15 protein-coding genes and 2 pseudogenes are annotated in these 20903 nt (G+C 68.8%); 6 read left to right on the forward strand and 11 right to left on the reverse strand.

Translation table 11 applies throughout. The features are described from left to right. Positions 1–4 precede the first annotated feature (4 nt). Positions 5–634 carry an HAD-IA family hydrolase gene (locus M2266_RS18650; RefSeq protein ID WP_277439204.1) on the reverse strand — a complete coding sequence of 210 codons (630 nt, stop codon included), beginning with the start codon at positions 632–634 and terminating at the stop codon, positions 5–7. After that, positions 631–1977, reverse strand: coding sequence for a helix-turn-helix transcriptional regulator (locus tag M2266_RS18655; protein WP_277439205.1), 1347 nt, complete (start codon positions 1975–1977; stop codon positions 631–633). Before M2266_RS18655 ends, M2266_RS18650 begins: the two co-directional genes overlap by 4 nt. A gap of 283 nt (positions 1978–2260) precedes the next feature. On the opposite strand from M2266_RS18655, the gene M2266_RS18660 reads away from it, so the two are divergent. Then, positions 2261–2446, forward strand: a complete 186-nt coding sequence (locus tag M2266_RS18660) for a hypothetical protein (protein WP_277439206.1) — start codon at positions 2261–2263, stop codon at positions 2444–2446. 230 nt (positions 2447–2676) lie between these two features. On the opposite strand, the gene M2266_RS18665 is transcribed toward M2266_RS18660, so the two are convergent. The 6 genes from M2266_RS18665 to M2266_RS18690 form a co-directional block, all read right to left on the reverse strand. After that, positions 2677–3267, reverse strand: coding sequence for a hypothetical protein (locus tag M2266_RS18665; protein WP_277439207.1), 591 nt, complete (start codon positions 3265–3267; stop codon positions 2677–2679). Between the two features lie 376 nt (positions 3268–3643). Beyond that, positions 3644–5293: a relaxase/mobilization nuclease domain-containing protein gene (locus M2266_RS18670; RefSeq protein WP_277439208.1), complete on the reverse strand. Its 1650-nt coding sequence runs from the start codon at positions 5291–5293 to the stop codon at positions 3644–3646. Continuing rightward, the gene (locus M2266_RS18675) at positions 5290–5940 is read right to left on the reverse strand and encodes a MobC family plasmid mobilization relaxosome protein (protein WP_277439209.1); all 651 of its coding nucleotides are present in this window, start codon (positions 5938–5940) and stop codon (positions 5290–5292) included. Before M2266_RS18675 ends, M2266_RS18670 begins: the two co-directional genes overlap by 4 nt. Before the next feature lie 181 nt (positions 5941–6121). Further along, complete coding sequence (locus M2266_RS18680) at positions 6122–7378, reverse strand: DUF3631 domain-containing protein (RefSeq protein ID WP_277439210.1); 1257 nt, start codon at positions 7376–7378, stop codon at positions 6122–6124. A 554-nt stretch (positions 7379–7932) separates the two neighbouring features. Next, entirely contained in the window at positions 7933–8589 is a 657-nt protein-coding gene (locus M2266_RS18685) for a hypothetical protein (RefSeq protein ID WP_277439211.1), read from the reverse strand. Positions 8590–8933: 344 nt separating this feature from the next. Next, a complete protein-coding gene (locus M2266_RS18690; protein WP_277439212.1) occupies positions 8934–10685 on the reverse strand; it encodes a recombinase family protein in 1752 nt (583 codons plus the stop codon). A gap of 45 nt (positions 10686–10730) precedes the next feature. On the opposite strand from M2266_RS18690, the pseudogene M2266_RS18695 reads away from it, so the two are divergent. Next, positions 10731–11459 (forward strand): annotated as a pseudogene (locus M2266_RS18695) (pirin-like C-terminal cupin domain-containing protein); the annotation flags it as partial. Positions 11460–11481: 22 nt separating this feature from the next. On the opposite strand, the gene M2266_RS18700 reads toward M2266_RS18695, so the two are convergent. Next, the gene (locus M2266_RS18700; protein WP_277439213.1) at positions 11482–13542 is read right to left on the reverse strand and encodes a SpoIIE family protein phosphatase; all 2061 of its coding nucleotides are present in this window, start codon (positions 13540–13542) and stop codon (positions 11482–11484) included. 120 nt (positions 13543–13662) lie between these two features. On the opposite strand from M2266_RS18700, the gene aspS reads away from it, so the two are divergent. After that, positions 13663–15429, forward strand: a complete 1767-nt coding sequence (aspS, locus tag M2266_RS18705; RefSeq protein ID WP_277439214.1) for an aspartate--tRNA ligase — start codon at positions 13663–13665, stop codon at positions 15427–15429. Between the two features lie 74 nt (positions 15430–15503). On the opposite strand, the gene metG is transcribed toward aspS, so the two are convergent. Then, positions 15504–17234, reverse strand: coding sequence for a methionine--tRNA ligase (metG, locus tag M2266_RS18710; protein ID WP_277439215.1), 1731 nt, complete (start codon positions 17232–17234; stop codon positions 15504–15506). Between the two features lie 267 nt (positions 17235–17501). Here metG and M2266_RS18715 point away from each other — a divergent pair, with 267 nt between their 5' ends. After that, positions 17502–17735: a DUF397 domain-containing protein gene (locus M2266_RS18715; protein ID WP_277441259.1), complete on the forward strand. Its 234-nt coding sequence runs from the start codon at positions 17502–17504 to the stop codon at positions 17733–17735. 12 nt (positions 17736–17747) lie between these two features. Here the strand turns inward: M2266_RS18715 and M2266_RS18720 are convergent, their stop codons facing one another. Continuing rightward, on the reverse strand, positions 17748–18239 hold the full coding sequence (locus M2266_RS18720; protein ID WP_277439216.1) for an ATP-binding protein: 492 nt from the start codon (positions 18237–18239) through the stop codon (positions 17748–17750). 180 nt (positions 18240–18419) lie between these two features. Between M2266_RS18720 and M2266_RS18725 the strand changes: the two genes are divergently transcribed. Both M2266_RS18725 and M2266_RS18730 read left to right on the forward strand, forming a co-directional pair. Beyond that, a complete protein-coding gene (locus M2266_RS18725; RefSeq protein WP_277439217.1) occupies positions 18420–19286 on the forward strand; it encodes a helix-turn-helix transcriptional regulator in 867 nt (288 codons plus the stop codon). Positions 19287–19350: 64 nt separating this feature from the next. Continuing rightward, positions 19351–20809 (forward strand): annotated as a pseudogene (locus M2266_RS18730) (aldehyde dehydrogenase family protein). Positions 20810–20903: the final 94 nt, after the last annotated feature.

Raw genomic sequence — 20903 nt, forward strand, 5'->3', positions numbered from 1 at the left:
CGGTCTAGACCTGTTGATTGAGCGGGATGCCGAGCAGGGCTGCCATCTGCCCGATCGTGTCCACCGGGTCCTTCGCGAGGATCGTGGCGATACCGAGTTCTTCGGCAGGCGGAAGGTTGCGGGCGGTGTCGTCCACGAACACGCATGCCTCGCCAGGCAGTTCCATGAGATCGAGCATGATCGTGTAGATCTCGGCGTCGGGCTTGCGCATCTTGTAGTGCTCGGAGATCAGCACGGTGTCATAGAGCTGGTCGAAGTCGTACCCGGCGTAGACGTCGTGCGGCTCGGTGCCCAGGCTGTTGGAGAAGATCCCGACCTTGGTCCCGGCGGCGCGGGCGGCCTGGGCTGCGGCGATGACCGACGGCTCCGGGTGCAAGCCTTCCAGGACCCGGCCGAGCAGGTTGGTGCCGTCCACGCCGAGCAGGGCGGCCGTGCGCTCGTTCCACTCCGCCTGGGTGACCGCCCCGCGCTCCAGGTCCGCGTACAGGGCGGCACCCTCGACGTCCTTGGTGATGACGGACAGGAACGTCCCCTCGGGCAGGCCGGCCCGGCGGTCGAAGCCCACCGCGCAGGCGGGCACGCTCGTGGTCAGGACCCCGCCGAAGTCGAGGATCAGGCCCGTACGGCGGCTCACGCCGCACTGCCGGCGGTCTTGAGCAGGGTCCGGGTGTCGATCACGTGCTCGCCCAGGCTCCGCGTCCCCGCGGTCTTGTGGGTCCGAAGGCCGCGGTGCAGTTCGGTGACGCGGCGAAGAGTCTCGCGGTGCTGGACTTGGGCGACCAGGTCGAGGGCTGCGTGGCCGTCCTCGCAGGCGGCCTCGACGTTGTTGGCACCGGCGTGTGCCTCGGCGCGGGAGATATACGCGGTGCACCGGTGCCGCAGCATTTCGGGCGAGAGCCGTTCGATCGCCTTGTCCAGGGACGGCAGGGCCTCGGCATGCCGGCCGAGCCGGACCAGGTCGCTTCCCTCATAGGCGTCGGCCTTGGACAGGTCGAACCAGGCGATGCCGCCCCACCGTTCGTCGTCCATCGGGCCGGACAACAGGGTGCGGGCCTCCTCCAAGGAGGAACGGAAGCCGTGGTCGTCGCCCGTGGAGGAATACATCTCGGAGGCGACCGCGTTCGTCCACGCGCGCATCCGCTTCGAGGCCCCGCGCTCGGCGGCGTCCACGGCGGCGAGCGCGTAATCCAGGCCGCCGTCGGGATCGCCGCCGTAGGACGTGCGGAAGGCCCGCCCGCCCAGGATCAGCGCGGCCAGCTCCGGACTGCCGAGTTCCTTCGCGATCTGGTAGCCGAGATCCATGTAGGCGTCGGCCTGTTCCTGATCGCCAAGGTCGAGCGAGAGCAGGACGGCGGCGAGCGCGGCCATCTCCGCCATGTGCACCAACAACGAGTTCCGCAGAAGGGTGGGCTGGTCCTTCGGCCGCAGCGAGGTGACCAGTTGGAGCTGGTCATGGGCCACAGGGACCAGACTGGAGGCCGGGAACGATTTGTAGGACCGGCGGTAGCTGGCGCCGATCGATCGCAGCTCGTCCACGGTGGCCTGATCCACGCTGCCACCGGACGGCCGGCTGACCTGGGCTCGGGCGTCGGGCGACAGACCCGCGATGGCGGCGGTCAGACCGGCCAGCGAGCCAAGGGTGAAGGAACGTCGAAGCACAGTCTCTGAGCTTTCCGCATCGGTCGACATCATGTGTGGTGAACGCGGCGAAGGCTCGTGTGATCTGGGTGACTGCACTACCAACGAAACCGTGGCGTATCGCACGTCGAACGCCAAGATGTGATCAACAGTCAGCCCTAAGGCCCCTGCCATTCGCTCCGCCATGCGCAGGCTGTCCAGCGTGCTGACGCCGCGCTCCACCTGGCCCACCCACGATTCGGACCGGCCGACCGCAGCCCCGAGTTCGTGCTGAAGTAAGCCTTTGCGCCTCCTGCCCTTCTCGATGCGCTTGCCAATGATCTTGTCGATCTCCATCATCGGACACACCTCGAAGTCGGTGACCACGCCACTACAGGCAGCAACCGTACCCGCGAAGGGCCCTCCGTTGACAGGTAAGAGCCCGCGACATTCGCGAGCCCGTCGAGAAAGCGCAATCCCTATGGCCCACTGCCGCCTGGGATGCCAGCCTCCGGGCAAGAGTCGTCCGACGCGCTACGCGAAGCCCTGGACTGGGGCAACGCCCCCTCAACGTGACCCTGCCGCGCGGTCGGTGCGTGCAATGTCCACCCGCGCCTGAGGGGTAGACGCGTTCGACCTCCACGTGCTGGGCGGTGGAGCGGACAGCGGCAAGCTCATCGGCCAGGTCAACGACTCTCTGCACCGCTGGAGCCAGCAGCGACGCGCACAGCCCGTCGTCACCGCATACCCCGCCACCACCCCCGACGGGCAACGCGCCCCCGGCACCCGCGTCACCCGGCCCGAGACCAGCCTGACCATCTCCTGGTGATCAACCGCAAAGCAGCACGACGGCGACCTTCGGAACGTAGGTGCTCCGGCTCGGCTGCCCGTCCGGGAAGGAACGGTGAGTCGCCGAGCCGGACGTTCCACCAGCCTGGAGGGCTCCCCGATGACTTCAACCCTGCGACTGGCCCTTGTTGGAGGGCGTCACGCGAAGCTCGGGGGTAGGCCGCGGTTGGAGTGAGGCCGGCCCAGCGCTCAGATACCGCCTTCGGCGCTTCAGGCGCCCCGTGTTCGATCCGGAAGAGACTGGATCAGGTTCCGGGCAAGGGCGCGGGCTTGGGGCGTGAGGCCGTCGAGTATCTCCTGGGTGTACGGGGCATCGGGTCGGACTGCGAGGTCGTGGACGGCGGCCCAGTTCTCGGCGATCAGTTGCAGGGCCTGCTGTGCGCGGAGGATGGTCTTGTGCCGGTGGGTGCGATGATCCTCGGCGCGCTGGGCTGCCTGGTCCCATGTGATGTCGCCGCGCTTGGCGAGCTGGGTGAGGGCGGGAGTGGTATCGCCGTCGGCGAGGCGGATGGCATCGGATTCCTTCACCAGTTGGCGCAGTCGTTCGTCTTCGAGGCGTTGGTGGAGGGTTGCGGTGGCGGCGTCGAGGGTGAGGGTGTCCTCGGTGACTTGTTCGGCGAGGTCGGGGGCGTGCTGGCGCAGATCGTTGTGCTGGTTGATGACGGCTGCGGTGCGGGCCTTGCGATGACCGGCTTCGGCGTAGGCGGCGTCGAGACCGAGGGTGCCGAGGCGTACCTTCTCGGCGAGGTCGGGGGCGTGCTCCAGCACGACGTTGGCGGCGGAGAGCCGGCTGAGACTCATCGCGTGGAGTTTGGCGTGGGCCCGCAAGGAGTGTCCCGAAAGTGAACGCGCCATCGCGCCGATCATGGCCTGCTGGCCCTTGCTGACATGTCGGCGGCGGAGGTTGGCGGCCAGGATCAGGCTGGTGGGGTCGTTGCCTTCGTAGCGGGTGAAGCGGGGTTCGACGCCGGCGAGTTCGCAGGCGGCGAGGCGGTTGCGGCCGTCGAGGAGGACGCCGTCCCGATCGAGGACGATGGGATCGTGCTGACCTTCGGTCTTGATGGATTGGGCGAGGTCGTGCAGTTCGTCCTCCGGCAGGATGGGGAATGTGGCGGCGAGGGGGTGGATCTTCAGGATGGTCTCCTTGTCGGAAGGCGTTCGGCCCCGATGTGGGTGTTCACCGGGTTCGGCGGTGGTTTCTGGTGGGCGCGGTGGTCCGCGCCGAGGCAGGTGTGGTGGTTGTGGCCGGCTGCGGGCGTAGGCCGGTGATGCGGTGCAGGCGCCAGGTGAGGACTTCGCTGAGGGAGCCGGCGGTGTGCAGTTCCCGGTTTCGTGCGGCTTGGGCGAGCAGAGTGGCCGGGTTGTGGCCAGCTGCTGTCGTGGCGGAAAGCGTGGCGGCGAGCGCGGGCCAGGTGGGCTCGGCGAGGATCTCCTTGGCGAGGTCGGGCAATGCCTGGCGGATGATCTCGGCCTGGCGCTGCTGCAGGGGTAGGGCCAGGTGTCGGCCCCGCTGGTGGATCACGGCCAGGGGTTGACGGGCGGCTGCCTGGTAGGCGGCTCGCAGGTGTTCAGCGGTCTGTCGGGCCGCTTCAGCTTGCTGATCGTGGTGGTGGTTGTGGTGCCAGTGCTGGGCTGCAACGACCGCGAGGAGGAGCGCGTCGAGGAGGATCGCGAAGAGAGCTCCGTCCCGAGGCGCCGGTTCACGGAGGATGGCCTTGACGGCCCGCCGGGTGCTCTGGGCCTGCCGGTGCCTGGCATGGATGCGGGAGCGGCTGGCGCGCTCGAATGCTGTGGCGGCCTGGGAGAGCGGGATCCGCAGGCCGGCAGTGGCTGTGAGGGGCAGGACATCAAGGGTCTCAGCGAGCACCGTGATGTGCGCCTGGCTTGTGGCGTCGTCGGTCTGCGCGAGGAGGTCGGGGAGGTTGCCGGCTGCCTCGATGACCTGCTGCCAGGCCGTGTGCTGACGGTCGGAGGTCCCGCGTGGGTGCGTGGACGTGGCGGCGAGGCGCTCGGCGATCTTTGGGTAGGACAGGTCGGGGGCGAGCGTCGAGCCGGAGAACCAGACGGGCGCGCCGCTCTTGTTGGTGTCGCCTTCCAGAGCGGCCTTGTATCCGCGGATGTCACCCGAGGGGAAGTACTGGATGTCCACCAGGACGCCGGCGCCGGTTAGGAGGCGGAAGAACTCTTCGGTGCTTGTGGCGGCTGATACGGCGGTGCGGACGGTGGTCCGCAAGTGCTCTCGGGCAGTGATGGCACGTCCGGTTCGGCGGCCCTTTTCCTGCTCGGCGCGGGTGGGGCGTTGGGCGGCCGTACGATCGCCGCGCGCGACCTGCCGTAGGCCGTACTTCTCTTCGATGGCGGCCAGTTCCTTGTCGGCGCGCAGGTAGTCGTTCCAGTTGCGGGGCGGGGTGAGGTCGCCTCGGACTTTGGTGGCGACGATGTGGATGTGGTCATCGGCGTGGCGTACGGCTACCCAGCGGCAGGCGTCGGGGTCGTCGGTCGGGGCGATGCCGGTGGCGTTCAGTACCCGGCGTGCGACCGTGGCCCACTCGGCGTCCGTCAGCGCTCGGTCTTCGGGCGCGGCCCGGATCGAGCAGTGCCAGACGTGGTTCTTGGAGGCGCGGTCCCCGGCTTGCTTCACGCGCAGGTCGAGGGCGGTGGTCAGCTGGGCGAGTGTGGCTTCCGGATCCCGGCCGGGGTCGGGGGCGAAGCCGTCCCACGACGCTACGAGGTGGGGGTCGGTGTGGTCCTTGGCGCGTTTGGTGTCGTAGAGGTAGTTCAGGACGCCTCGGGTTTTGGAGCCGGGCTTGACGATGTTCGCGATCAACGGGTGGCGGGCTCTTTCGTTGTGGCGGCCACGTCGGCGGCGGTATCGATCGCGGCGGCGGCGGAACGAGCCTTGGCGAGCACGTCACCGGCCGCTTTGATGACGGCGGTGTCCTGCGGGCGGGGTTCTGCTCCGGCGTTGAGGCGGTGGGCGATTTGGTTGACGTTGTTGCCGATCCTGGCGACCTCGGTGCGCAGTGCGGCGAGTTCATCGATCAGGTCATCGATGGCGCCACGCTGGCCAGGAAGAGTGTGGGCACCTTCGATGAAGGCCATGACGACAGCGCCGACGAAGTGGGCGCCGGCCAGGCCCATGCTCTGGGCCATGTCCAGGATCTCGGTGTGCTCGTTCATGCTGTAGCGGACGTCGACGCGCTTCTTGCGCTGTTCGGTTTCACGGGCGCGACGGCGGGCGACGCGGCGGAGCGCGGCTTCGTCGGCTGCGCGCACAGGCCCGACGATGCTGGCTTCCCCCTCCGGTGCGCCCTCGCGCCGGAGCTCCTCCTCCGCCACCCCCGGGGCGGAGGAGGGCGCGTTGGACCGGCCCTTGGACGGTCCAACGCCATACCTTGCTGCTGGTTGGTGTGCCACGCCGAACGGACCGCTGCAGTGGCGGGTGGGAGTGGTGTCGGTGCTGTTGTCGGACATGGGGCGCTCCGATAGTCGTGTGGGTGGGGCTTCGTCACGTCCGTTGCATCCGTCGCATGCCTGGTCAGTGCAGTTACGGACACGGCTGCAGGTACGGAGTGATCCGTATTGGCGAGGCGATCCGTCCCCGCGCTGACCTGCGCGGGGACGGATGCGACGGACTGAGACGGACCTGGAGGGGTCAGTGAGTGCGCTTGGGCCCGGTGGTGCCACCGGGCGGGCCGACGGGCAGCGACCCGGTCGGAGGGGCTGGCGCCCTACCTTGGAACGGGCGGGCGGGCGGGGCCTGGTGCCCGGCTGCGGGTGCCGCCTGGGCGGGGTCGGGGCAGTAGCGGGCCCAGGCGTCGAGAAACTGATTGCGGGTGTATGCCTTGGCCTGTCTGCCGTTCTCGAAACGGTGGTTGGCCGGACTGATGCCGAAGTCCCGCAGCATGTTGGCCAAGTGGTAGGCGTTCAGGCCCTTGGTCCCGTACTCGGACCACGGCGCCTCTGCGTCCTGGATCAGGGCGGCGAGCAGGTCCTGGCTGCGCAGAGCCTGCTTGTTGCCCTCTTGCTCGAAGACGCGGCGGATGTCACGCAGCAGCCGCGTCTTCAGGGTCGTCTGCGCATCCTGGACCACCTCGTTGCCCGTCATGGCCAGGCAGGCGGCACGGGCCTGTGTGGGCCAGTGCCCGCCGGCCAGGTCGGCGACGATGATGAGCGGCTCCCAGGTGTCCGCGGCGCGGTCTTCGACCGGCATCTGCGGCACCAAGGCCGCAGCGGCGCCACGCAGCGGGGTCAGCCAGGCGGCCAGCCGGTCGCGCATCGCGTTCAGTTCGGGCACCGAATACCGCGAGCGGAACGGGGTGATCCGCTCACCGGGCTTGCGCTTCTGCATGCGGAGTACCACCGCCCGGTCCATGATCGTGTCCGGCAGGTCGCCGATCCCGGCGAGCGCGGCCATGGCGAAGGTGGGGAACGCGGTCGGTTTGTGCTCCGGTCCGGAGATACGCCAGGCGGGCCGGTTGCGCTGGTGCCCGGCGTTCAGCAGGCCGCGCAGGTCCTCCTTGTCGCCCGCCTTGGGGCCGAAGATGGTGTCGGCCTCGTCCACCAGCAGCGTGGGCGGGTTCTTGCCGATGACGCGGAAGACCACGGCCGGAGAGGTGTTCACCGTCATCATCGGCTGGTGCACGGTCTCGTGCAGCACGTCCAGGACGCGGGACTTGCCGCACCCCTTGGTCGGCCCTACCACCGCCAGCCGTGGCGCGTGCTGGAGGGCGGGCTGGATGTGGGAGGCCGCCACCCACAGCGTGACTGCGGCCAGCGCCTCCTCACTCGGCAGCACCACGTACCGGCCGACCGCCGCCCGCAGCTCATCCAGCAGCGCGGCTCCTTCGGCGGCCGCCTCGCCGCTCGCGCTGGGGTGGTCCCCGGTCCCCGATCCGCTGTCGGGGACCACGGTCCCCGCACGGTCGTGGGGACCGTGGTCCCCACCACCTGCTTGGAGCCCGGCCTGCTCGCACGGAATTCGGGGACCGGGCTCGGGAACCGGCGGACCGAAAGTCTCCGCCTGGTCTCCGACTTCTGGTCCGCCTGGACCAGGATGGTCCGCACCGTCAGGACCGGCGCGCAGGGCGCTGACCTGCGAATCTATTACTGGGACGCTGACAATTACGGGAGGCGCGGTCCCCGTCTGTTCCGGGGACCGGTCCCCGGGGTCCGTTGCACGGGGACCGGTCCCCGTCTCTGTGCTGTACAGGGGACCGCGGCGGTCTCCATCAGGCTCTGCGTCGAGAGAAAGAAACGTCTGTCCGGGGATGGCGACCGGCGGCCAGGGGACTTTCGGGGCGTTCGGAGGGTTGGTGAAAGCGTCTTCCATAGTGCTCCTGGGTGACGCGCAGGCAGACGCCTGCCACGCCGAGTGGATTGTTGGGGGTGGCCGCCCGTGTCGAATACGGTTGGCTTTCGGCGTCGGCCTGACGAGGGCGGCTGTGTGGCCGGAGCCCTCACAACTCAGGCGGCGAGGTCTATCGCAGTCCTGGAGGCCCAAGGACCGAGCACCTTCAAGTCCGGCTTGTGGTAGGAGACACAGCGGCCGTTTTGGGTGGTGAACTCGACCGTTCGGATCGCGAGATCGCAGAGTGCAGGGTCACCCACTGCGGCCAGCTGGGTGCGTATCTCCTCCACCGTCTCGGCGAAGCGCCAGGACGAAGACCTGAAGCGGAACGAGCCGACATCAGGACATCCGGCCAGGAGAAACAGCAGCGTCGTGACCGGCTGCGGCCCCTGGCCACGCCTGGCCCGCGCCCTGCGCTCGGCCATGGTGGGCGGGCACCCGCAAGGGTGACCTGCATCAGCTTCCGGGGACAAGAAGAGGCTCCCGTCGCAGTGGTGCGCGAGGCCACGGGAGTCCCACAGCTTCATCTGTGCTGTCAGCCTGTCTGGATCCTTGATGAGGACTCGGAGACTGGACTCCTCGCTTACGACTTCGAGTTGTTCCCGGCTGGTGGCCAAGCGCCGCTGCGGCTCGACCCCGAGTACGCTCGCGACGCCTTCCGCCGCTTGCGGTGACATCGTGAGCAGGCGCCAGACCGGCTGGGCGAGCAGCTTGCCGTCGACGACGCGGCCGAAGTCGCAGTCACCGATGACCTCTTCGGTTGCCTTGGTCACCGCGCACGTTCCGGGGTGGCCGATTCGTTGGCGGCGAGCGATGCGAGGGTGGGTGCAGCCATGCGTGACGGCTGCGCAATGCCGCTGGCGGCGGCCAGGACGATCACCGCCCGTCGGCGAAGCGGCGGCCGGACTGAATCCGGGTGCGGGTTGGTGCAAGAGACGGCTCCTGATGGCGTGGAGACGCAGGGGCGCCGGAGCAGCGTCGCGGCTGCCTGGCGCCCCCGAGGACACCGTCAATGGTCCGGAGAACCGCCGGTTTGCCCAACCGGCGATGTGGGCGTATGTTGCCTCGCCCTTCGCGGTTCAGCGGCACGGCAGACCGTTACCGCGAGCTCGTCCTTCTAACGCGATTCGTCAGCCTCCGCGTCATCGCCCTCGGTCTGTTCTGGTCGTACGAACTCAACCGTCGCCCGCTTCTCGACGGGCGTCGACTTCCCTGCACCAGTCGCCTTGGTGACCGTGACCCGGCGCACGAACAGCTTGACGAAGTCCCGCCGCTCCTGCGCCGTCGCGGCCTCCCACCACGAGCCCTCGCCGACCGGATCGACGTCCCCCGCGCCCATGGGCAGCCACAGGTGGATCGGGAGTGTCGGCGTTGCCGCCTCCTCCAACTCGGCGAGACGAGCCTCGGCCCCCTCCATGCGCCCGAGGAGCCGTTCCCTGCGCTCGCGGAACCGGCGCCGGCCGACCGGGTCGTTGTAGTCGCCGGCTTCCTCACGGTCGTACAGCTCCTCCAGCGCTTGCTTGGCATCGGCGCGTTCGGTGACAAGACTGCGGCGTTCACCCATGATCTCCGGCTGTTCCGTCTTTGCGGCGTACCGCCGAGCGGCTTCGGCGAGAATGACCGCCGTCTCAGGATCGTCCTCGGCAGTCTGGATCAGAGCGAAAATGCGTCGGGCTACATACAGGTCCAGGCTGTGCATGCTGATGGTGCATTCGCCCTCGTGCTGGCCCGGCAGAGTTTTCCGACGGCGGCAGCGGTACGCGGCCTTGTTGGGGGTGGTGGCGCGGTGCGACGTCATCACCGCGCCACAGTCGCAGAACAGGATGTCCATGGCGGAAAGGACGGCGTGTCCCCGCGAAAGACCCTTGCCCTGGCCCCGGCCGTCGAGCCACTTCTGCAGTTCGTGCCAGTCGTCCGGTGTGATGACCGGCGGATACGCCTGAATCGGCTTCATGGTCTCGGGATCGCGTTCGATGCGGTAGCTCTCGATGGTGCTGGTCAGCTTGCCGTCCTCCCGGCGCTTGTACACCGGGGTCGCCGCGTAGCCCGCGATGCGGGGGTCGCGGAGGATGCGCATGGCCGTCTTCGGATCCCAGACGCTTTCCTTCGTTTTCTTGCCGACCCGCTGCCCCTTCGTCGGCACGCCGTCGGCCGTCATCCGAGCGCAGATGCCCGTGAGGGAGCCCGGATGCCGGCGTCCCCCTCCGGGCCGGTACGGCATGTCCTTGTGCTCCTTGATCCGCGCCCAGATGTCCTGAATCACCGGCACCTCGTCGGAATCGTGCTCCAGGACATGGACCACGACGGGCCTGCCGTCAGCCGTCGTTCGCGTCGCGGGGACCATGCGAAAGCCATACGGCGGCTTGCCACCCACATAACCACCGAGTTCGCGGGCCGTCTTCTTCGCGCCCCGCACCGCGTCGCTCTTGTTCTTGCTCTCGCTGTGGGCCGCGTCCAGCCGCAGGATGAGATGGATCAGGTCCATCAGGTTGCCCTTGCGGAATTCGCCCTCGGTGAGGCTGACGATCGTCACGCCGAGGTTGAGCAGTTCCGTGACGATGGGGATGGCATCCAGCGGATCCATCCGTGACAGGCGGCTGATGTAGTAGACGATGATGAGGTTGATCCGGCCCTCGTGGCAGTCCTTGAGCAGCCGGTCGAAGTCCGGGCGGCCTTCGCCCGTGAAGGCGGATATGCCGAGGTCCTCGTATTCGGTGATGCTGAGGGCATCACGACGCTTCGCCTCGGCCGCACCCGCAGCGCGCTGCGTGACCGTGCTGACCTCGGACTTGTTGGCTCGCCCCACGGACTGACGCCCATAGACCGCTGCATGGATCTCCATGCCGGTCACCACCCCTGGTCTGATCATGGGGGGACTCTAGCTTGATTTTGGGCCCCCCAACTGGTTTCACTCAAGGGCACCCCCTGGCACCCCCACCGCGGCTTCGAGACCGTGACCTATCTGATCGACGGCACCTTCGTGCACCAGGACTCGCACGGTGGCGGCGGCGTGATCAACGGCGGCGACACCCAGTGGATGACGGCGGGCAGCGGCCTGCTGCACATCGAGGCTCCGCCGGAGGAGCTGGTCGTCAACGGCGGGCTCTTCCACGGGCTGCAGCTGTGGGTGAACCTGCCGAAGAGCGACAAGATGATGCCGCCCAAGTACCAGGACATCGGCGGCGGCCAGGTCAGGCTGCTGACGTCCGCGGACGGCGGCGCGCTGATCCGGCTGATCGCGGGCGACCTCGACGGCCACGCGGGTCCCGGGTCGACCCACACCCCGATCACGATGATGCACCTCTCCCTGAACCCGGGCGCCGAGGTCACGCTGCCGTGGCGGCCGGAGTTCAACGCCCTCGCCTACGGTCTGGCCGGTCGCGGCACCGCGGGCCCCGGCGGCCGCCCGTTCCGCACCGGGCAGACGGTCGTCTTCGGCAAGGGTGACTCGGTCACCATCAAGGCGGACGAGACGCAGGAATCGCGCAGCCCGAACTTCGAGGTCGTGCTGCTCGGCGGACAGCCGATCCGGGAGCCGATGATGCAGTACGGGCCGTTCGTGATGAACACCCACGCCGAGCTGGCGCAGGCGTTCGACGACTTCCAGGCCGGCCGCCTCGGCCGGATACCGGCAGGCGCCTGACACTTCGACGGCGACCGGCCGATCACGGCCGGTCGCCCGCGGCGGCCTCGTGGATCTCGAACCAGATCGACTTGCCGTCGCCCCGGGGATCGACGCCCCAGACGTCCGCCAGATCCTCGATCAGCAGCAGCCCGCGCCCCGACGAGGCCATCTCGCCGGGAGTGCGGCGATGCGGCATGTCGTCGCTGCGGTCGCCCACGTCGATCCGCAGCAGGCGGCTGCCCGCCACCCCGGTCAGGCGCACGGTCAGCACCGCGTCCTCGTCGGTGTGCACCAGGACGTTCGTGATCAGCTCCGAGACCAGCAGCACCGCCGCGTCCACCTGGTCGGGGACGGTCCAGTCGTGGAGCAGCGCGCGGATCTCGTGGCGCGCCTCCCGGATCTGCCGCGGCGCGCTCTGCGAGACGGTCAGCACCGTCCGGCGCCCCGGCACCTCGCAGGTCGGCCCGTCCAGGTCGCGGCGCAGCAGCAGCAGCGCGATGTCGTCCTCGCGGCGGTCGGCGAGCGGCCCGGTGATGCGGTGCGACGCCGGGCCGTGCACGGTCCGCACCAGGTAGTCGGCGAGCGCCTCCAGATCGTCCGGGGGACCGGACTGCATCGCGGCGCGCAGCCGCTGCCAGCCGGTGTCCAGGTCGTGGCCGCCCGTCTCGATCAGCCCGTCGGTGCAGATCAGCAGCACCTCGCCGGGCTCCAGTACCAGCCGGGTCGTGGGGTAGTCGCTGTCCGGGGCGATGCCCAGCGGCAGGCCGCCCGCGGTGCGGCGGATGATCGTGGTGCCGTCGCCCATCCGGATGGCGGGCTCGGGGTGCCCGGCCCGGACCACGTCCAGCGTGCCGGTCGCCGGGTCCGCCTCCAGGTACAGGCAGGTCGCGAACCTGTCGTCGTCGCCGTGGTCGTGGTCGCTGAGGCCGGCGAGGAACCGTGAGGCGCGCGACAGCACCGCGTCCGGGTGGTGGCCCTCGGCGGCGTAGGCGCGCAGCGCGATCCGCAGCTGGCCCATGAGCCCGGCGGCGCGTACGTCATGACCCTGCACGTCGCCGATGACCAGGGCGGTGCGGCCGGACGGCAGGTCGATGGCGTCGTACCAGTCGCCGCCGACCTGCAGGCCGCCGCCGGTGGGCACGTAGCGGGCGGCGACCGTCATGCCCTCGATGCCGGGGCCCCGGGTGGGGAGCATGGTGCGCTGCAGCCCATCGGAGAGCTCCCGCTCGGATTCGTGCAGGTGGGCGCGGGACAGCGCCTGGGCGAGCATCCGGGCGACGGTGGTGAGCACGGAACGCTCGTCGGGGGTGAATTCCACCGCATCGCGGAAGGCCGCCATCCACGCGCCGATCGTGTTGCCCGCGACCACCAGTGGGAGGAAGGCCCAGGAGGAGCGGCCGAACGGCTGGGCGAGCGGCCAGGTGGCCGGGAAGCGCTGCGCGTACGCCTCGGGGGTCGGCAGGTAGATCGCCCGGCCGGTGCGGACCACCAGCGCCGCCGGGTAGTCGGTGGCCATCGGCATGTCCATGAACGGGCCGTCGGTGCCGACGGAGTGGCCGTGGTGCCCGATGATCGACAGCCGGTCGCCCCGGACGCCGAAGACGGCCAGGCCGTCGGGCGAGAACCCCGGCATGGACAGCGTCGCGGCGACCCGCAGCACCTCGGCCGTGCTGTCCGCCTCCGCCAGCGCCCGGCCCGCGTCCAGCAGGAAGGCCTCCCGGGCCCGCCGCCAGTCCCCGGAGGGCGGTGCGCCGCCCGACGCGGCGACCCGCGTCTCGTGCAGCGTGCCGGCCATCGTGAGCGAGCCGGTCGGCCGCATCCTGATCCGCACGGTCCGCAGGATGTCGCCGTCGTCGCTCACCACCCGCATCAGGGACTCCATCACGGTGCCCTCGGCGCGGGCGAGGGCGACTCCGCCGCTCAGGGCCACGTAGTCCTCGGCATGCAGACACGCGCGCACGGCGGACGACCGCAACGTGACGGGAGCCTCGGGAAGCCCCAGCAGATCGGCCGCCGTGGCGTCCAGCCCCACGGTGCCGGCCGCCTCGTCCCAGTTCCACAGCCCTGTGCCGACGGCGGCCAGAACCTCCTCGGTGCGCATTGGGACAGTTTATGGTGGTTTGGCCGACTCATACGAATGGGGGTGGACGTCCTGGCGCCGGTAGGCTGTGACGGGCCCCTTCCGGGTTCCTTCACCGAAATCCGACGACTTGGATGAACGATGCATCGGTACCGGTCCCACACCTGCGGCGAGCTGCGCGCCACTGACGTCGACACCGACGTCCGCCTGTCCGGGTGGCTGCACAATCGCCGCGATCTGGGCGGTGTCCTCTTCGTCGACCTCCGGGACCACTACGGATTCGTTCAGCTGGTCGTCCGGCCGGGCTCGCCCGCGTACGAGCAGCTCAGCAGCCAGTCCAAGGAATCCGTCGTCCGCGTCGACGGCCGGGTGCTCGCGCGCAGCGCGGAGAACGTGAACCCGGACCTGCCGACCGGCGAGATCGAGATCGACGTCACCTCGTTGGAGGTGCTCGGCGCCGCCGACCCGCTGCCCTTCCCGGTCTTCCCGGAGGACAACGCCAACGAGGAGGCGCGGCTCACCAACCGCTTCCTGGACCTGCGCCGGCAGCGCATGCACAAGAACATCATGCTGCGCTCGGACGTCATCTCCTTCCTCCGCAAGGAGATGACGGCGCTCGGCTTCAACGAGCTGGCCACCCCGATCCTGTCGGCCACCTCCCCCGAGGGCGCCCGCGACTTCCTGGTGCCCTCGCGCGTGCACGCCGGCAAGTTCTACGCGCTCCCGCAGGCGCCGCAGCAGTTCAAGCAGCTGCTGATGATCGCCGGCTTCGACCGCTACTTCCAGATCGCGCCGTGCTTCCGCGACGAGGACTCCCGGGCCGACCGCTCGCCCGGCGAGTTCTACCAGCTCGACATCGAGATGAGCTTCGTCGAGCAGGAGGACGTCTTCGGCGTCATCGAGAAGGTCATGACCGACCTCTTCACCCAGTACGGCGGCGGCCGTGAGGTCACCTCGCCCTTCCCGCGCATCCCGCTGCGCGAGTCGATGCTCAAGTACGGCAACGACAAGCCGGACCTGCGCGCCAAGCTCGAACTCGTCGACGTCTCGGACGTCTTCGCCGGCTCCGGCTTCAAGGCCTTCGCCGACAAGCACGTGCGTGCGCTGGCCGTGCCGGACACCGCGGCCCAGCCGCGGAAGTTCTTCGACCAGATGGGCGAGTACGCCGTCGAGCAGGGCGCCAAGGGCCTGGCCTGGGTCCGGGTCGGCGAGGACAACGCGCTGACCGGCCCGATCGCCAAGTTCCTGACCGAGGACGACATCAAGGCCCTGCTGGCCGCCGTCGACGCCAAGCCCGGCCACGCGATCTTCTTCGGCGCCGGCGAGTTCGCCGAGGTCTCCAAGATCATGGCGGCCGTCCGCGTCGAGGCCGCCAAGCGCGCCGGCCACTTCGAGGAGAACGTCTTCCGGTTCTGCTGGGTCGTCGACTTCCCGATGTTCGAGAAGAACGAGGACACCGGCGCGATCGAGTTCTCCCACAACCCGTTCTCCATGCCGCAGGGCGGCCTGGAGGCGCTGGAGACCAAGGACCCGCTCGACATCCTCGCGTGGCAGTACGACATCGTCTGCAACGGCATCGAGCTGTCGTCCGGCGCGATCAGGAACCACGAGCCCGCGGTCATGTACAAGGCGTTCGAGATCGCCGGCTACGACCAGGCGACCGTCGAGAAGGAGTTCGGCGGCATGTTGCGCGCCTTCCACTTCGGCGCCCCGCCGCACGGCGGCATCGCCCCGGGCGTGGACCGCATGGTCATGCTGCTCGCGGACGAGCCGAACATCCGCGAGACCATCGCGTTCCCGCTCAACCAGCACGCCCAGGACCTGCTCATGGGCGCGCCGAGCGAGGTCGAGGAGAGCCGGCTGCGCGAGCTGCACATCCAGCTCCGCAAGCCGCAGCCGAAGGTCTGAGCCAGGCCGCCGGCTCCCCGCACATGACGAAGGCCGCCCCGATCGGGGCGGCCTTCGTCATGTGCGGATCCGGACTACGCGGCGGCGTCGTCCGGGTTGCCGCCGAAGCGCTCGCGGTAGGTGTCGAGGTCCTCTTCGGTGATCTTGGCGAAGAGCACCGGCGGGACGGTGAACGGGGTGCCGGGCGGCAGGAAGGACAGGGACTTGGCCTCGTCCTGACTGACCCAGGTCCGGTCGTCGTCGGCGAGGGCGAAGGCGCTGCGCATCGCGGCGGACGAGGACGGGATGAACGGTTCGGAGACCACCGCGTACAGGTGGATGAGGTTCATCGCGGTGCGCAGCGTGAGGGCCGCGCCGTCCGGGTCCGTCTTGATCTCCATCCAGGGGGCCTTCTCCTCCAGGTAGGAGTTGCCCGCGCTCCACAGGGCGCGCAGCGCGGCCGCCGCCTTGCGGAACTGGAGGGTGTCCAGATGGCCCTCGTACTCGGCCAGCAGCCCGGCGATCTGCTCGCCGAGCTTCGCCTCGGCCTCGCCGGCCGCGCTGCCGGCCGGGACGTCGTCACCGAAGCGCTTGCGGGAGAAGGACAGGACGCGGTTGACGAAGTTGCCCAGGGTGTCGGCCAGGTCCTTGTTCACGGACGAGGAGAAGACCTCCCAGGTGAACGAGGTGTCGTCGGACTCCGGGGCGTTGGCGATGAGGAAGTAGCGCCAGTAGTCGGCCGGCAGCAGGTCCAGCGCGGCGTCGGTGAAGATACCGCGGCGCTGGCTGGTGGAGAACTTCCCGCCGTAGTACGTCAGCCAGTTGAAGGCCTTGACGTAGTCGACCTTCTTCCACGGCTCACGGGTGCCCAGTTCGGTGGCCGGGAACATCACCGTGTGGAACGGGACGTTGTCCTTGGCCATGAACTCGGTGTACCGGACGTCGTCCGCCTCGTACCACCAGGACTTCCAGTCCCGGGTCTCCCCGTCGGGAGCGGCGTCCGCCCACTCCTTGGTGGAACCGATGTACTCGATCGGGGCGTCGAACCAGACGTAGAAGACCTTGCCGTCCGCCGCCAGCTCCGGCCAGGTGTCGGCCGGGACCGGAACGCCCCACTCCAGGTCGCGGGTGATCGCGCGGTCCTGGAGGCCCTCGGTGAGCCACTTGCGGGCGATGGAGGAGGCGAGAGTCGGCCATTCTCCGCCCACCTCGTCGATCCACGACTCGACCTCGCCGGCCAGCTTCGACTGCAGGAGGAACAGGTGCTTGGTCTCGCGGACCTCCAGCGCGCTGCTGCCGCTGATCGCGGAGCGCGGGTCGATCAGGTCCGTCGGGTCCAGCACCCGGGTGCAGTTCTCGCACTGGTCGCCGCGGGCCTTGTCGTAGCCGCAGTGCGGGCACGTGCCGACGATGTAGCGGTCGGGCAGGAAACGCTCGTCGGCGAGCGAGTAGACCTGGCGGATCGCGCGTTCCTCGATGAAGCCGTTGGCCTGGAGGCGGCGCGCGAAGTGCTGGGTCAGCTCGCGGTTCTCCGGGGAGGAGCTGCGGCCGAAGTGGTCGAAGCGCAGCGCGAAGCCGTCGTAGATCGCCTTCTGCGCCAGGTGCTGCTCGGAGCAGAAGGTGTCGACCGGCAGCCCGGCTTCCTTGGCGGCGAGTTCGGCGGGCGTGCCGTGCTCGTCGGTGGCGCAGATGTAGAGGACGTCGTGCCCGGTCTGACGCAGGTAGCGGGCGTAGACGTCGGCCGGGAGCATCGACCCCACCATGTTGCCCAAGTGCTTGATCCCGTTGATATAGGGCAGGGCGCTGGTGATGAGGTGTCGAGCCATTGCAGGCTGCTCCCAATTCGTTACGCGGGGTGAGTGATTGCTCTACGGACCGTCAATATCGTATCCGACCCCTCGGGCACCCCTTCTTGTTTTCCCCTGGAGCTCGAAACGGGGCCCCTTAACGAGCGCCGTCGAGCGCCGTGGATCGCCGCCGATCACCCTGGGTGACTGCATGTGCACATGCACGTGCACATGCACGTGCTGGTGGAACCGGTTATCATCTGGCTTACCCACCAGGGCAGTTACGGGGAATTTGGGGAGCGTCTTATGAGCCGGACACACAATGGCATGGCCTCGACAGATCTCCAGGGAGTCGTCTGGCAGAAGAGCCTGCACAGCAACGCGAACGGTACGTGCGTGGAGCTGGCACGGCTGCCCGGTGGGGACGTCGCGGTGCGCAATTCACGCTTTCCGGACGGACCGGCGTTGATATATACGCGGGCCGAGATCGAATCACTGATTCTCGGGGTCAAGGACGGCGAGTTCGACCACCTTATGTGACCGTATATGGGCTTATAGCGACGGGTCTTCATCCATTCCGAGTGGCGAATGGAAGAGGGCCCAGACGACTTTTCCCGCCCCGGTGAGCGGATGCCAGCCCCAGGTCTCGCTGTAGGACTCCACCAGGTGCAGCCCCCGTCCGGACTCCGCGACGAAGTCGGGCGTCCTGGCCACCGGCCCGACGGCACTGGGGTCGCGAACGGCGCAGACCACACGCGAGGTCCAGCGCACCAGGCTGAGGTGGACCGGCGCACCGCCGGCACCCGGTGGCACGGCGTAACGCAGCGCGTTGGTGACGAGTTCCGAGGCGACCAGCTCGATGCTGTCGAAGAGTGGTGCCAGATCCCAGCGCTGAAGTGTCGCCCGAGTGAACCTCCGGGCGTCGCGGACGGCTTCGAAGCGTCCCGGCAGCTCGCACGTGGCGCCGCTGGACGCGGCAAGGCCTCCGGGGGCGAGCACTCCATCCCATAACGGCTCAAGCACAGTTGCGGCCTCAGTCCTCATGCGCGCCCACTGGGTATCTGCACGAACCCCATGGTCCCCAACGCCCACACGGTATGCAAGGGCGGATGCACGTGCAGATGCAAGAAACGATGCACGTGTGGTGCTGTGTGACCGGATGAGTACTCAACGCAGCGCAAAGGTGGCAGACTGCTGACGACCTAGGGGCGGAGCGTGACGTTAATGACCACAGGGCAGCCGGGAGGCGGGTCCATCGTGCGACGTATCTTGCTGGGGGCCCAGCTGCGGCGTCTTCGCGAAGCGGGAGGAATCACCCGTGAAGCGGCCGGGTACTCCATCCGTGCGTCCGAATCCAAGATCAGCCGCATGGAGTTGGGGCGTGTGAGCTTCAAGGAACGCGACGTGGCCGACCTCCTCACCCTCTACAACGTGGTGGAGGAAGAGGACCGCGCGGCGCTCCTCGGGCTCGTGCGCGAGGCGAACGTGGCGGGCTGGTGGCATGGGTACGGAGACGTCCTCCCCGCCTGGTTCCAGACCTACGTGGGTCTCGAGGAGTCCGCCTCGCTCATCCGGACCTTCGAAGTCCAGTTCATCCACGGCCTGTTGCAGACCGAGGAGTACTCCCGCGCGGTCGTCGAGCTCGGCCACCCCGGCGCGGCGAAGTCCGAGATCGAGCGCCGGGTCGGCCTGCGGATGGAGCGCCAGAAGCTGCTGGTCTCGGAGCGGGCACCGCACTTCGTCGCCGTCATGGACGAGGGTGCGCTGTTCCGGCCATTCGGCGGACGCGACGTCATGCGCGGGCAGTTGGAACATCTGATGGAGGTCGCGCAGCAGCCGAACGTGACCGTCCACGTCCTGCCGTTCGAGATCGGCGGCCATGCGGCGGGCGGTGGCGCGTTCACCCTGCTGCGGTTCCCCGAGTCGGACCTGTCGGACCTGGTCTATCTGGAGCAGCTCACCAGCGCGCTGTACATCGACAAGCGCGAGGAGGTGGACTTCTACGGCAAGACCATGGAAAGGCTCTGCGCGGACAGTCTCTCCGCCGAGCGTTCACTGGAGCGACTCCGCAAGATCCATCAACAGCATTGATACGAAGGTAATATGACACGCCATCACCACCGCGCGCCGTAGAGGCCACCGCGAAAGGGATTACGTGTCGTACTTCTCCGAGTTGGCCCTTCAGTACATCGACGGCGAGTGGCGCTCCGGCTCCGGCTCCTGGGACATCGTCGATTTCAATCCCTACAACGGGGACAAGCTCGCCTCCATCACGGTGGCGACGAAGGCCGAGGTGGACCAGGCGTACCGGGCCGCGGAACGGGCACAGACCGCCTGGGCCGCGACCAACCCGTACGCGCGCCGGCTGGTCTTCGAGCGTGCGCTGAAGGTGGTCGAGGAGCGCGAGGCGGACATCACCGAGGCGATCATCGCCGAGCTGGGCGGCACCCACCTCAAGGCCGGCTTCGAGCTCGCCCTCACCAAGGACATGCTGCGGCAGTCGATGCAGCTCGCGCTGCACCCCGAGGGGCGCATCCTGCCGTCCCCGGTGGACGGCAAGGAGAACCGCCTCTACCGGAAGCCGGTCGGCGTCGTCGGGGTGATCAGCCCGTTCAACTTCCCGCTCTTCCTCGGCCTGAAGTCCATCGCCCCGGCGCTGGCGCTCGGCAACGCGGTGGTGCTCAAGCCGCACCAGAACACCCCGGTGGTCGGCGGGACCCTGATCGCGAGCATATTCGAGGAGGCGGGCCTGCCCGCAGGCCTCTTCAACGTCCTCATCACGGACATCGCCGAGATCGGCGACAGCTTCATCGACCACCCCGTGCCCAAGGTCATCTCCTTCACCGGTTCCGACCACGTGGGCCGGCACGTGGCCACGGTCGCCGCCTCGCACTTCAAGCGCACGGTGCTCGAGATGGGCGGCAACAGCGCGCTCGTCGTCCTGGACGACGCCGACCTCGACTACGCGGTCGACGCCGCGGTGTTCAGCCGCTTCGCCCACCAGGGCCAGGTGTGCATGGCGGCCAACCGGGTGCTGGTGGACCGCTCGGTGGAGCAGGAGTTCACCCGCAGGTTCGTCGCGAAGACCGCCTCGCTGACCGTCGGAGACCCGGCCGACCCGGCCACCCAGATCGGCCCGCTGATCAACACCCTGCAGGCCGAGCGCATCACGACCGAGGTCGCCCAGGCCATCGAGGCGGGCGCCACGGCGCTGCTGCTCGGTGAGGCGGACGGCGCCGTCGTGTCACCGACGGTGCTCGGCGACATCCCGGCGGACGCCGCGATCCTGCGGCGCGAGCTGTTCGGGCCGGTGGTCCTCGTGGTGCCCTTCGACGGTGAGGACGAGGCGGTGCGGATCGCGAACGACACCCCGTTCGGGCTCAGCGGCGCCGTGCACACCCGGGACGTCGAGCGCGGGGTGCGCTTCGCGCAGCGCGTCGACACCGGCAATGATGCACGTCAACGACGGCACCATCGCGGACGAGCCGATCGTTCCCTTCGGCGGCGAGAAGTCGTCCGGTGTGGGACGGCTGAACGGCGATGCCACGGTGGACGCGTTCACGACCGTGCAGTGGATCTCCATCCAGCACGGCCGCAGCCGGTTCCCGTTCTGAGCCGGCACCCGTCCTGAACAGCACTCCCACGTCGCGGTAGCCCGGTTCTCCACGGTCCATCAGATCGATCTTCACTCCAACGGGTGAAGATACG

Source organism: Streptomyces sp. SPB162 (assembly GCF_029504575.1).
GTDB lineage: Bacteria > Actinomycetota > Actinomycetes > Streptomycetales > Streptomycetaceae > Actinacidiphila.